At 45.9% G+C, this 12,644-nt stretch carries 14 protein-coding genes; all 14 read left to right on the top strand.

Going from position 1 to position 12,644, the window contains the following annotated elements:
* Positions 1-16 precede the first annotated feature (16 nt).
* The 14 genes from V6B33_RS06565 to atpD all read left to right on the top strand — a co-directional run bounded on the left by V6B33_RS06565 (position 17) and on the right by atpD (position 12,626).
* Entirely contained in the window at positions 17-1,306 is a 1,290-nt protein-coding gene (locus V6B33_RS06565; protein WP_334216936.1) for a methyl-accepting chemotaxis protein, read from the top strand.
* 174 nt (positions 1,307-1,480) lie between these two features.
* On the top strand, positions 1,481-1,924 hold the full coding sequence (rpiB, locus tag V6B33_RS06560; protein WP_334216935.1) for a ribose 5-phosphate isomerase B: 444 nt from the start codon (positions 1,481-1,483) through the stop codon (positions 1,922-1,924).
* 12 nt (positions 1,925-1,936) lie between these two features.
* Positions 1,937-2,479: a TIGR01440 family protein gene (locus V6B33_RS06555; protein WP_334216934.1), complete on the top strand. Its 543-nt coding sequence runs from the start codon at positions 1,937-1,939 to the stop codon at positions 2,477-2,479.
* A 343-nt stretch (positions 2,480-2,822) separates the two neighbouring features.
* A complete protein-coding gene (gene glyA, locus V6B33_RS06550; RefSeq protein ID WP_334216933.1) occupies positions 2,823-4,064 on the top strand; it encodes a serine hydroxymethyltransferase in 1,242 nt (413 codons plus the stop codon).
* Positions 4,065-4,555: 491 nt separating this feature from the next.
* Positions 4,556-5,185, top strand: a complete 630-nt coding sequence (gene upp, locus V6B33_RS06545) for a uracil phosphoribosyltransferase (protein WP_334216932.1) — start codon at positions 4,556-4,558, stop codon at positions 5,183-5,185.
* Between the two features lie 643 nt (positions 5,186-5,828).
* A complete protein-coding gene (locus V6B33_RS06540) occupies positions 5,829-6,041 on the top strand; it encodes an AtpZ/AtpI family protein (RefSeq protein ID WP_334216931.1) in 213 nt (70 codons plus the stop codon).
* A 14-nt stretch (positions 6,042-6,055) separates the two neighbouring features.
* Positions 6,056-6,430, top strand: a complete 375-nt coding sequence (locus tag V6B33_RS06535; RefSeq protein WP_172253781.1) for an ATP synthase subunit I — start codon at positions 6,056-6,058, stop codon at positions 6,428-6,430.
* 22 nt (positions 6,431-6,452) lie between these two features.
* Positions 6,453-7,169: a F0F1 ATP synthase subunit A gene (atpB, locus tag V6B33_RS06530; RefSeq protein ID WP_334216930.1), complete on the top strand. Its 717-nt coding sequence runs from the start codon at positions 6,453-6,455 to the stop codon at positions 7,167-7,169.
* A gap of 78 nt (positions 7,170-7,247) precedes the next feature.
* Complete coding sequence (gene atpE, locus V6B33_RS06525) at positions 7,248-7,460, top strand: F0F1 ATP synthase subunit C (RefSeq protein ID WP_032086923.1); 213 nt, start codon at positions 7,248-7,250, stop codon at positions 7,458-7,460.
* A 146-nt stretch (positions 7,461-7,606) separates the two neighbouring features.
* Positions 7,607-8,128, top strand: a complete 522-nt coding sequence (locus V6B33_RS06520; RefSeq protein WP_334216929.1) for a F0F1 ATP synthase subunit B — start codon at positions 7,607-7,609, stop codon at positions 8,126-8,128.
* On the top strand, positions 8,125-8,661 hold the full coding sequence (locus V6B33_RS06515; protein ID WP_334216928.1) for a F0F1 ATP synthase subunit delta: 537 nt from the start codon (positions 8,125-8,127) through the stop codon (positions 8,659-8,661). The genes V6B33_RS06520 and V6B33_RS06515 overlap by 4 nt, the downstream gene beginning before the upstream one ends.
* Before the next feature lie 27 nt (positions 8,662-8,688).
* Positions 8,689-10,197 carry a F0F1 ATP synthase subunit alpha gene (gene atpA / locus V6B33_RS06510; protein WP_334216927.1) on the top strand — a complete coding sequence of 503 codons (1,509 nt, stop codon included), beginning with the start codon at positions 8,689-8,691 and terminating at the stop codon, positions 10,195-10,197.
* A 95-nt stretch (positions 10,198-10,292) separates the two neighbouring features.
* Positions 10,293-11,150 (top strand): F0F1 ATP synthase subunit gamma, encoded by an 858-nt coding sequence (locus V6B33_RS06505; RefSeq protein WP_334216926.1) that lies wholly within the window; start codon positions 10,293-10,295, stop codon positions 11,148-11,150.
* A gap of 72 nt (positions 11,151-11,222) precedes the next feature.
* Positions 11,223-12,626: a F0F1 ATP synthase subunit beta gene (atpD, locus tag V6B33_RS06500; protein ID WP_334216925.1), complete on the top strand. Its 1,404-nt coding sequence runs from the start codon at positions 11,223-11,225 to the stop codon at positions 12,624-12,626.
* Positions 12,627-12,644: the final 18 nt, after the last annotated feature.

Here is a 12,644-nt window from a genome sequence, read left to right as displayed (position 1 = left end):
TTGAGGAGAGAAAAGGATGGGGAAAGAGAGAAGGTATAAGTCCGGGCTTAGGAAGAAACTGGTTTTCTTTATGACGATTTTGGCATTGGTCACGTATTCGACCTCGGCATTTTTCATTTATTTTATCAAGCCGACATTTGCACCGGATATGAATGAGTTCTTATTTACAAGTATTACGTTAGGCATGGGTGTCTTCTGGTCGGGAGTGCTGGCTTTCTTTGCGGCAGGATTCATCGTCAAACCGCTTCAGCGTCTGGAGCAGGCTGCGCTTAAGGCGGCTGAGGGAGACATCGCGGTCGAAGTCGAAGTGCCGAAGTCGGATGATGAAATCCGTTCGCTCGGACTTGCGTTCAATCGCATGCTGCATAACCTCAGGGACATGGTGTCCAGTATTGAGGAGAATTTTACGAAAACAAATTCAAATGTAGTGGATTTATCGAAGGCTTCCGAAATGGCTTCACACCAGGCGGATTCGATTTCAAGGACAATCAGTGAAATATCCGCCGGCGCTGAAAGCTCGGCCATGTCGATCCAGACGACGGCTGAATCGGTCGAGGACGTCATTCAGATCGCCCAGGAAGTGCAGAATCACTCAAAGTCTTCCGAGCAGCTTTCTAAAAATATGGTCACCGAGCTTCAAGGCAGCAAGGACGTGATCCACTCATTAGTGGAAGGAATCACGACGCTAGCCAAAGGGAATGAAGACTCACTCGAAGTGGTGCGCAGATTGGAAGATAACGCGAAAAAGGTCGAGCAGATCATTCAATTGGTCGGGAGTATTGCGAACCAGACAAACCTGCTCGCATTGAATGCTTCTATTGAAGCGGCTCGCGCAGGTGAACACGGTAAAGGCTTTGCCGTTGTAGCCGAGGAAGTTCGCAAGCTGGCAGATGAAAGCGGCAAAGCGGTCCAGGGAATTTCCGATTTGATTAAAAATATCCAAACCGAAGTCGGGAACGTGGTCGGTCAGATTTCCAACCAGGTGACGACGGCCAACAAGGAAGCGGAAAAAGGTTCCAAAACAAATGAAGTCATTGAAACGATGACGAGCACGATTCACGAAGTCGCAGACTCTGTTCAAAAAATTTCCGGCCTGGTCGACAGGCAAATGGAGAGCATCAGACTTACTTCCCAGCAATCCCAGGAAGTAGCGGCGATCGCAGAAGAAACCTCAGCAGGAGCGGAAGAAGTGTCAGAATCGACCCGCGAACAGGCGGCTGTCATGGAAAATGTCGAAGAATTGGCATTGAACCTCAAGAAGCAGGCAGAATCGCTGAAGGGAACGATCAGTCGTTTTCATTTATAATGGCAGAGAGCACGGGCTTATTGGGCACGTGCTCTTTTTTACAGTGCAGCTCGCAGTTTATCTTAATCCTGCACAAAAACAACTTTTTTCCTAAGATTAAAAACTTTATCTATCCTGTTGGGTATGTCAAAATAAAAGGAAACAAACACTAGTCAAAAATGGGAGTGACGATGGATGAAAATCGCAATTGCATCAGATCACGGCGGGGTAAATATTCGTGAAGAAATCAAATCATTAATGGATGAGCTTGGACTTGAATATGAAGATTTTGGCTGTGAGTGCGGCACTTCTGTGGACTATCCGGATTACGCGGTGCCAGTGGCGGAAAAGGTAGCAGGCGGCGAGTTCGACCGCGGCATCCTGATCTGCGGAACAGGTATCGGCATGAGCATTTCTGCAAATAAAGTAAAAGGGATTCGCTGTGCGCTTGTTCACGATGTGTTCAGTGCAAAAGTGACCCGTGAACATAACGACAGCAACATTCTCGCGATGGGTGAACGCGTCATCGGAGTGGGACTCGCACGCGAAATCGTTAAGACCTGGTTAGGTACTGGTTTTGAAGGCGGACGCCACGCGAATCGAATCGGAAAAATCACGGCATACGAAGACAAACAATAGGAAGTGGGTTTCATGGAAATCACTCAATTGCAAGAGCAGCTTCACAGCATACTGACAGAATTCAAGGAAAAAGTTTCGCTGAAAACTGGACAGGTGTTTGTGGTCGGGTGTTCCACCTCTGAAGTCATTGGTGAGCGGATTGGAACAGCCGGTACATTTGAAGTAGCCGAGATGATTTACAAAGAGATAAAAGAATTTGCCGATTCTGCCAGAGTATCGCTTGCGTTCCAATGCTGTGAGCATCTGAACCGGGCAATCGTTTTGGAGCGCGAAACGGCAGAACGAAAGAATTTGGAAGAAGTGACCGTTGTGCCTGCACGATCGGCGGGCGGCGCAATGGCGACCCATGCTTACCGTTCGTTTGAGGATCCCGTCATGGTGGAATTCATAAAAGCGGACGCCGGAATCGACATCGGCGACACATTCATCGGCATGCAGCTGAAACACGTTGCCATACCGGTGAGAGTATCCCAGAAGAGTCTCGGCGGTGCACACGTAACGCTCGCTGTCACCCGCCCAAAGCTGATCGGCGGTGTGCGGGCTGTTTATGAATGAGGAGTAAAGAATAAAGCCCGTCTTTCAATGCTTGATGCATTGAAGGATGGGCTTATTGTTTGTGTACCTGGTACAAGAACGTTTTGATGTACCAGGTACATTATTAACTGATTGTACCAGGTACATTCTAACCTGCGTGTACCTGGTACAAAAACCCCTTCTTGTACCAGGTACAACTCCAGCTCGCGACACCATTTTTATTCCCTGCCAATCTCCCAAATCCGAACATTCCAATTTACCCACACGTTCTTATTTCGCGTTCTGCAGAATCGTGTTAGAATGAGATTGAATGAATCAAGATGGCGCAGCTTAGAATGGGCCGATGAATAAAAGGGGGATATGTATGAGTAAGATTGCCAAGCAAGATCCGGAAATTTATGCAGCAATTCAAGATGAATTAGAGCGTCAACGTACGAAAATCGAGTTAATTGCATCTGAGAATTTTGTCAGTGAAGCCGTTATGGAAGCACAAGGTTCGGTCCTCACGAACAAGTATGCAGAAGGGTACCCAGGTCGTCGCTATTATGGCGGATGTGAGCATGTCGATGTAGCAGAGAACTTAGCTCGCGACCGTGCGAAAGAGTTGTTCGGGGCAGAACATGTGAACGTACAGCCTCACTCTGGAGCGCAAGCCAATATGGCAGTCTACTTCACCATCCTTGAGCAGGGGGACACAGTTCTTGGAATGAACTTATCCCACGGCGGGCACTTGACGCACGGAAGCCCAGTCAACTTTAGCGGAATCCAGTACAACTTCGTCGAGTACGGAGTCGACAAGGACACCCACCTGATCAATTACGAAGATGTTCGTCAAAAGGCATTGGAAAACAAGCCGAAGCTGATCGTAGCAGGTGCGAGCGCGTATCCAAGAAAGATCGATTTCGCAAAATTCCGTGAAATCGCCGATGAAGTGGGAGCATACCTGATGGTCGATATGGCTCATATCGCAGGACTTGTAGCAGCCGGACTTCACCAGAATCCGGTTCCTTACGCAGACTTCGTGACGACAACGACTCATAAGACACTGCGCGGTCCCCGCGGCGGGATGATCCTTTGTAAGGAAGAGTTCGGCAAGAAGATAGACAAGTCCATTTTCCCTGGCCTTCAAGGCGGACCTTTGATGCACGTCATTTCCGCGAAAGCTGTTTCGTTCGGCGAAGCGCTTCAGGATTCTTTTAAAGACTACGCGCAGAACATCATCGACAACGCAGCGCGTCTTGGAGAAAGCTTAGGAAAAGAAGGCATCGACCTCGTATCAGGCGGTTCGGATAACCACCTATTATTGATCGACCTTCGTTCACTCGGATTGACGGGCAAAATTGCAGAAAAAGTACTGGACGAAATCGGCATCACAGTCAACAAAAACACAATCCCATTCGATCCGGAAAGCCCGTTCGTCACAAGCGGCGTCCGCATCGGAACAGCGGCAGTTACGTCCCGCGGTTTTGGAAAAGAAGACATGGACGAAATCGCGTCCATCATGGCCCTTACCCTCAAAAACCACGAAGACGAAACAAAGCTGGAAGAAGCGCGCAAACGCGTAACCGATCTCACAAGCAGATTTGCTTTATATCCAGAGAGATAAAAATAGACAGCAGAAACCTCCTCAGAAGAATGGATTCTTTTGGGGAGGTTTTTTTTGAGGAAATAGATTGATAGGAATAGCAGATGGTTGTAGTTGATAAGATAGGTTGAATAACTATTAAAATTAAACGGGTCGAGTTGTTTACAGATCTAAATAGAATTGAACACTATGATTGAGTTGGATCCAGCGTTGATTGGAGTGGAAGGCGAATACTCCTGCGGTAAAGTGACAAATGTGAGACCCCACAGGAGCGACGAGGAGGCTCACGTGTCACCCGCGGAAAGCGTCTTACACAGAAATCAAAAGCGGCATTCAGCATCCTGTCTATCTATATCCACGAAATCCATACAAAACTAACCATAAACATAACGATTTCATTACACCTCCCAACTTTTATTGCTCTCAAAACCTCTTTTATGTACAATAGCTAGAGATGTAAAACAGTATCTATCATTTTTTTACATAAACCGAATTCAAAAGGAGAGAATCGAATGGGCAAAGTATATGTATTTGATCATCCATTAATCCAGCACAAATTAACATTCATCCGTGATAAAAACACTGGAACGAAGGAATTCCGCGAGCTTGTCGATGAAGTGTCAACACTCATGGCATTTGAAATCACGCGTGAACTGCCGCTTGAAGACATCGAAGTCGACACACCGGTAAGCAAAGCGAATGCGAAAACACTTACAGGTAAAAAACTGGGGATCGTTCCAATCTTACGTGCAGGTCTCGGGATGGTCGACGGAATCCTTAAACTGATTCCGGCAGCAAAAGTCGGACACGTAGGGTTATACCGTGACCCGGAGACTCTTAAACCGATCGAATACTACGTAAAGCTTCCAAGTGATGTGGAAGAACGCGACTTCATTTTAGTCGACCCGATGCTTGCAACAGGAGGTTCCGCTGTCGAAGCGATCAACTCACTGAAAAAACGCGGTGCGAAAAACATCACGTTCATGTGTCTGGTGGCTTGCCCTGAAGGAGTGGAAGCGATTCAGGCAGAGCACCCTGATGTCGACATCTACATCGCAGCACTTGATGAGAAGTTAAATGAAAAAGGTTACATCGTTCCTGGTCTCGGTGACGCGGGCGACCGTTTGTTTGGTACAAAATAATCGAAAATAAGAACCAAGTCATTAAAAAATGGCTTGGTTCTTTTCTTAAATAAAAATAGACCCATTGGATATATTTACATAAAATTGAAGGGTTTCTAGTAAAAAGAAACTTCTTTATAATGAAAGAGTCTGAATAGGGTTAATGGAAGTATATCTTTCAAAGAACGAGTAAATGATCGATAAAAATACAACGGACTTCTTGGAAGTTCGGTCCAGATGAAGTAGCGTGCGCACTTCAGAAATATCCGGCAACAGTGCTTATGCTAACATCCTTATGACCAAGCCGCATCCGCTTTTCTAGATGTCCAGCTCCGGCGGCTAGAGGCACATGTCATAAGTCAAACCGTCCCAAAAGGCAAAAAACGCCTTTCAGGCCGGTTTGGCTTATGCCACCCGCCTCTGAACGAGCCGCCTCCGCATTTCATGTAAATATGTAAAAAGTGTGAACTTTCGACAAACACCTGGAGAGGTTGTGAACTTTTTAACTTGAACTCATTGACATAGATATTACCCTATTGTATGCTTACAAAGGATGTAAAATGATAAGGTTTTCACAATTGTAAAAAGCTTGTGAAATCGGTTGTCCACTCATTTTACACAGCTTGCCTCACGTTCAAATTTCGTTTGAATAGGAAGGGTTTAAATGGGTCAAAAAAACCAAAGCCCGTATAAAGCGATGGCGATTTATACAGCGATTCTGTCGCAACTTGTCGGTTCCATTCTTCTGGGGATTTTTCTGGGCAGGTGGATTGACCAGCAAGCAGACTCTGCACCACTCTTTTTAATCATCGGATTACTTCTTGGTTTAGCAGCCGGGATTTATGCGATGCTTCGTACTTTACGACATTTATCTTAGGAGAATAATAAGATATGCCGGAACTCCATCAAATGTTTAATAGACAGCGGAAATACATATTGTACCTGCTGGCTGTTTACGTCCTGGGTTGGGGATTTACCGACCACAAATCAGTATTCTTAGGGTTAGCATTAGGAACGGCTTTAAGCCTTTATATGCACTGGGGCATGACGAAGCGAGTCGACAAGTTCGGAGAGGCCGTTGTGGCAGGGAAGAAAGTGAGATCCCTCGGAACGACTTCGCGGATGGCTGCGGCAGCCTTGGGCGTTATCATTGTAACCCGCTTTCCCGAAACTTTTCATCTCCTAAGTCTTATTATTGGATTAATGACGACTTATATAGTCATTATGATAGATTATTTTTTCAGCACTATTAAAACTAATAAATAGCGGGGAAGAGAGGTGAAGTATTTTGAATCATGAAGCACCTTTAGCCGATTTTATGGGCCTGACTTTCAACCTGGCCAACGTGATGATGATCACGATTGCATCTGCCATTGTGTTTCTAATCGCGGTCTTGTCTACACGACGCTTAGCCCTTAATCCTACCGGAATGCAGAACTTTTTCGAGTGGGTCATGGACTTTGTCAAGGGCATCATCAAGAGTAACATGGATTGGAAAACGGGAGGACGTTTTCACATCCTGGGTCTCACCATCATTATGTATATCTTCGTATCGAACATGCTGGGTCTTCCGTTCTCAGTTGTGTATGATCACGAATTATGGTGGAAATCACCTACAGCCGATCCGGCGGTCACATTGACTCTGGCGGTAATGGTCGTGGCACTGTCCCATTATTATGGAATCAGATTAAAGGGGTTCGGTGCATACGGAAAGGACACCTTTTTATCACCTATGTGGTGGTTATTCCCGCTGAAAGTCATTGAGGAGTTTGCAAACACTCTTACATTGGGTCTTCGACTTTACGGGAACATTTATGCCGGGGAAATCCTGCTGGCGCTGATCGCGGGCATGGCCGTACACGGCGGTATCGGCGGCGTTCTTGGAGCCATCGCACCAATGCTTGCTTGGCAAGGGTTCTCGATCTTTATCGGGGCAATCCAGGCATTCATTTTCTGTATGTTAACAATGGTTTATATGGCTCACAAAGTAAGTCATGACCATTAATATATACCTGTTCATTACGGTGGACAAACATATATAGTAAAAAATATTTTTCTTATACATTAAAGGAGGAACTTTAGAATGAGTCTTATCGCAGCAGCAATCGCAGTTGGTTTAGCAGCACTTGGAGCAGGTATTGGTAACGGTCTGATCGTTGGCCGTACAGTAGAAGGAATTGCACGTCAACCGGAATTAAGAGGTACTCTTCAAACTACAATGTTCATCGGTATCGCACTAGTTGAGGCACTTCCAATCATCGGTGTAGTTATTGCCTTCATCGCTCTTGGAAGCTAATAGAACTGACACAATCAATTAATGGCGAAGTTCGTCTTGACGATTATCTTCGCCATTCCTGTGTACTGAAAGAATTCTTGCAAGTATAGATTGTTCAATTTATCAAAAATAAGATCCAATCGATTCTTGAAGGGAGTGAATCGAGTATGTTAACTAACGCATTCGTTTTAGGTGCAAGTGGCGGCGAATTCAATAGCGGGGATATCCTTTTCCAACTTGTTATGTTCCTTGTCCTTATGGCACTTCTTAAGAAATTTGCCTGGGGTCCATTAATGGGGATCATGCAGCAGCGTGAAGACCATATCGCCGGTGAGATATCTGCGGCTGAACAAAGCCGTGTGGAAGCAAACAAGGTTCTGGAAGAGCAGCGTCAGCTTCTTAAAGAAGCCCGAACAGAAGCTCAGGCTATGATCGAGAACTCTAAGAAACAAGGCGTGGAGCAGCGTGAAGAAATCATCACGGTTGCACGTCAGGAAGCAGAACGTCTGAAAGAATCTGCGAAACGCGAAATCGAAACGCAGAAGGAACAAGCGGTTGCAGCACTGCAGAAACAGGTTGCATCACTATCCGTACTTATTGCTTCTAAGGTTATCGAGAAAGAACTTTCTGCTGAAGATCAACAGAAGTTAATTAACGATTATATTCAAGAGGTAGGGGAAGAGCGATGAGCTACTCTACAGTTGCAAAACGCTATGCGTTAGCTCTTTTCGAAATTGCCAAAGAACATAATCAGCTTGAAGCAATCGAAGAGGAGCTGCGTACAGTAAGAGCGGTTTTCTTGGAGAACAGGGAATTAAGTGCTCTTTTTGAAAATCCGAAACTTACGCTGGCGAAAAAGAAGTCAATCATCCAGGAAGCATTTCAAACAGCTTCACCGTTTGTCCTTAACACGCTCATGATCATGACGGACCGTCACCGTACGTCCGAGATCACTGGACTGGTTGAGGGATACATCGAATTAACCAATGAAGCACGCGGAATTGCAGATGCGACTGTGTATTCTGTACGTCCGTTGACGGAAGATGAAAAGACAGCACTATCGTCTTCTTTTGCTAAAAAAGTCGGAAAACAATCTTTAAGAATTACCAATGTGACAGACGAACATTTACTCGGCGGCATCAAGGTCCAAATCGGAACCCGCATTTATGATGGCAGCCTTAAAGGTAAATTGACTCGTCTTGAGCGTGAACTAATTCGTTAACTTTCGTATAAATGAGGGGTGAAATTCATGAGCATCAAGGCGGAAGAAATCAGCGCGCTGATAAAAAAGCAAATTGAAAACTATCAGTCTGAGATGAAAGTAAGCGACGTAGGTACAGTTATCCAAATCGGTGACGGTATCGCTCGTGCTCATGGCCTCGACAATGTCATGGCTGGAGAGCTTGTTGAATTTTCTAACGGTGTCATGGGTATGGCACAGAACTTAGAAGAAAACAACGTTGGTATCATCATTCTCGGACCATTTACTGACATTCGTGAAGGCGATGAGGTTCGTCGTACTGGACGTATCATGGAAGTTCCAGTAGGAGAAGAACTGGTAGGTCGTGTAGTAAACTCACTTGGACAGCCTGTAGACGGCTTAGGCCCGATTGCTACAACTAAAACTCGTCCAATTGAAAGCGGAGCACCTGGTGTTATGGATCGTAAATCTGTACACGAGCCGCTTCAAACCGGTATCAAAGCGATCGATGCTTTAGTACCGATCGGCCGTGGTCAACGTGAATTGATCATCGGTGACCGTCAAACAGGTAAAACATCTGTTGCGATCGACTCGATCCTTAACCAAAAAGATCAAGACATGATCTGTATCTATGTTGCGATCGGTCAAAAAGAATCAACAGTACGTAACGCAGTGGAAACTCTGCGTAAGCACGGTGCACTTGATTACACAATCGTTGTAACGGCATCTGCTGCTTCACCGGCACCTATGTTATTCCTGGCACCTTATGCAGGTATCACGATGGGTGAAGAATTCATGCATAACGGCAAGCACGTTCTTGTTGTATATGATGACCTTTCCAAGCAGGCTTCTGCTTACCGTGAGCTTTCCCTATTATTACGCCGTCCTCCAGGTCGTGAAGCATTCCCTGGTGATGTATTCTACTTGCACTCCCGTTTATTGGAGCGTGCAGCGAAATTGAGTGATGCAAAAGGCGGCGGTTCGATCACTGCATTGCCATTCGTTGAAACACAGGCAGGAGATATCTCCGCTTATATCCCGACAAACGTTATCTCCATCACCGACGGACAGATCTTCTTACAATCTGACCTGTTCTTCTCCGGTGTACGTCCGGCGATCAACGCAGGTTTATCCGTATCCCGTGTTGGTGGATCCGCACAAATCAAAGCGATGAAGAAAGTATCCGGTACACTGCGTCTTGACTTGGCGGCATATCGTGAGCTGGAAGCATTTGCTCAGTTCGGATCAGATCTTGATGCAGCGACACAAGCGAAACTGAATCGCGGTGCGCGTACAGTAGAAGTACTGAAGCAGGATCTTAACAAACCGCTTAAAGTTGAAAAACAAGTCATGATCCTTTATTCATTGACTAAAGGACATTTAGATGATATTCCAGTAACAGACATTCGTCGTTTCGAAGGTGAATTCCTAAGCTGGCTAGATCACAACCATACAGAACTGTTAGACCAGATCCGTACGACAAAAGGTCTTCCTGAAGACGATGCAATGGTTGCAGCGATCAACGAATTCAAGAAGACATTCATCAAGTCCGAATAAGGATACTGAGCCGATCTTTCGGCAAAATCATAGGAACAGCGCGGTTATTGCCGGGCTCCCTATGTCTAACAATATGTAAAGGGTGGTGAGAACCAGTGGCATCGTTACGCGATATACAAACTCGTATTACTTCTACCAAAAAGACAAGTCAAATCACAAAAGCAATGGAAATGGTATCTGCTTCCAAATTAAACCGTGCTGAGACGAATGCGAAATCATTCGTCCCTTACATGAACAAGATTCAGGAAGTGGTGACATCTGTTGCTGCAGGTAGTCAGGGTGTAACGAATCCGATGCTAGTCTCCCGCCCCGTTAAAAAAACCGGGTATCTCTTGATTACTTCAGATCGCGGTTTGGCGGGGGCATATAACAGTAACGTAATACGTGCTGTCAGCAATCGTATTAAAGAGCGTCACAGCTCTAATGATGAATTTGCCATTATCGCTCTGGGTCGTGTTGGAGCTGACTTTTTCCGAAAAAAAGGCTTTAACGTAATCGAAACGGTCGTCGGTCTTCCGGATCAGCCTAGTTTCGCTGACGTTAAAGACATCGCTAACAAGGCGGTTGGTATGTTCTCGGCTGAGGCATACGATGAACTATTCTTGTTCTACAACCACTATGTAAGTGCCATCCAGCAGGATGTTACCGAGAAAAAGGTTCTTCCATTAACAGACCTGAATACTTCCGGCAAACTGGTTTCGTATGAATTCGAGCCGTCTGCGGAAGAAATTCTTGAAGTATTGCTTCCTCAATACGCTGAAAGCTTGATTTACGGTGCACTTCTTGACGGTAAAGCAAGTGAGCATGCCGCTCGTATGACAGCGATGAGAAATGCAACAGATAATGCGAAGGAAATCATCAATAACCTTACACTTAAATACAACCGTGCCCGTCAGGCTGCGATCACTCAGGAAATCACTGAGATCGTCGGCGGAGCTGCGGCACTCGAATAGAAATAAACCGGTCACTGATGACCGTCAATTTTTCATAAAGCTTTTGTCAAAAGCTAGTTAGGAGGGAAAGAGATGAACAAAGGACACGTTCTTCAAGTAATGGGTCCAGTTGTTGATGTCAAGTTCGCCAGCGGCCAACTTCCAGATATCTACAACTCTTTAAAGGTCCAAATTGCAGATAGAGCTGAACTTACATTAGAGGTTGCCCTTCACCTAGGTGATGATTCTGTACGTACGATTGCGATGGCTTCTACGGACGGTTTACAACGTGGAGCTGACGTACTTGATACAGGAGCACCAATCTCTGTACCAGTTGGGGATGTAACTTTAGGTCGTGTATTCAACGTTCTTGGTGAATCAATCGATTTAGACGAGCCGCTTACAGAAGGCTTCCGTCGCGATCCGATTCACAGACAGGCACCTACATTCGATCAACTTTCCACTGAAGTGGAGATTCTTGAAACGGGTATCAAAGTAGTAGACTTACTTGCTCCTTACATCAAGGGTGGTAAGATCGGTCTATTCGGTGGTGCCGGTGTAGGTAAAACCGTATTAATCCAGGAGCTTATCAACAACATCGCTCAAGAACACGGCGGTATCTCAGTATTCGCAGGTGTCGGTGAGCGTACGCGTGAAGGAAATGATCTTTACCACGAGATGAGCGACTCTGGCGTTATCAAGAAAACAGCGATGGTATTCGGACAAATGAACGAACCGCCTGGTGCGCGTATGCGTGTTGCCTTGACGGGTCTTACAATGGCTGAATACTTCCGTGATGAGCAAGGACAGGACGTACTTCTGTTCATCGATAACATCTTCCGTTTCACGCAAGCAGGTTCTGAGGTTTCTGCCCTTCTTGGCCGTATGCCTTCTGCCGTTGGTTACCAGCCGACACTTGCGACTGAAATGGGTCAACTGCAAGAGCGTATCACGTCTACAAACGTTGGTTCCGTTACATCGATCCAAGCGATCTATGTACCTGCCGATGACTACACGGATCCGGCTCCTGCAACAACATTCGCTCACTTGGATGCAACAACGAACCTTGAGCGTAAGCTTTCCGAGATGGGTATCTACCCTGCGGTGGATCCACTCGCATCGACTTCACGTGCTCTATCTCCGGAAATCGTTGGAGAAGAACACTACTCAATCGCTCGTAACGTTCAGCAGACATTGCAGCGTTACAGAGAACTTCAAGATATCATCGCGATCCTTGGGATGGATGAGCTTTCAGATGATGATAAGCTGACCGTTGCACGTGCTCGCCGCGTACAATTCTTCTTATCTCAGAACTTCCACGTTGCTGAACAGTTCACTGGACAAAAAGGATCTTACGTAGAAGTGAAAGATACTGTCAAAGGATTCAAAGATATCCTTGAAGGTAAATACGACCACATTCCAGAAGATGCTTTCCGTCTTGTAGGTCCAATCGAGGACGTACTGAAAGCAGCTAAAGAAATGGGCGTAGAGGTATAATTAGGGACCAGGAGGGAA

This window comes from Mangrovibacillus sp. Mu-81, from assembly GCF_036867415.1.
Taxonomy (GTDB): domain Bacteria; phylum Bacillota; class Bacilli; order Bacillales; family Bacillaceae_B; genus Rossellomorea.
The sequence above is the reverse complement of the archived record's forward strand: the minus strand, read 5'-3'. Positions and strand labels throughout refer to the sequence as shown.

Excerpts from the sequence above, each read along its gene's own strand:
- V6B33_RS06565 (WP_334216936.1), top strand. The coding sequence starts at position 17 with ATGGGGAAAGAGAGAAGGTATAAGTCCGGGCTTAGGAAGAAACTGGTT.
- rpiB (WP_334216935.1), top strand. The coding sequence starts at position 1,481 with ATGAAAATCGCAATTGCATCAGATCACGGCGGGGTAAATATTCGTGAA.
- V6B33_RS06555 (WP_334216934.1), top strand. The coding sequence starts at position 1,937 with ATGGAAATCACTCAATTGCAAGAGCAGCTTCACAGCATACTGACAGAA.
- glyA (WP_334216933.1), top strand. The coding sequence starts at position 2,823 with ATGAGTAAGATTGCCAAGCAAGATCCGGAAATTTATGCAGCAATTCAA.
- upp (WP_334216932.1), top strand. The coding sequence starts at position 4,556 with ATGGGCAAAGTATATGTATTTGATCATCCATTAATCCAGCACAAATTA.
- V6B33_RS06540 (WP_334216931.1), top strand. The coding sequence starts at position 5,829 with ATGGGTCAAAAAAACCAAAGCCCGTATAAAGCGATGGCGATTTATACA.
- V6B33_RS06535 (WP_172253781.1), top strand. The coding sequence starts at position 6,056 with ATGCCGGAACTCCATCAAATGTTTAATAGACAGCGGAAATACATATTG.
- atpE (WP_032086923.1), top strand. The coding sequence starts at position 7,248 with ATGAGTCTTATCGCAGCAGCAATCGCAGTTGGTTTAGCAGCACTTGGA.
- V6B33_RS06520 (WP_334216929.1), top strand. The coding sequence starts at position 7,607 with ATGTTAACTAACGCATTCGTTTTAGGTGCAAGTGGCGGCGAATTCAAT.
- V6B33_RS06515 (WP_334216928.1), top strand. The coding sequence starts at position 8,125 with ATGAGCTACTCTACAGTTGCAAAACGCTATGCGTTAGCTCTTTTCGAA.
- atpA (WP_334216927.1), top strand. The coding sequence starts at position 8,689 with ATGAGCATCAAGGCGGAAGAAATCAGCGCGCTGATAAAAAAGCAAATT.
- atpD (WP_334216925.1), top strand. The coding sequence starts at position 11,223 with ATGAACAAAGGACACGTTCTTCAAGTAATGGGTCCAGTTGTTGATGTC.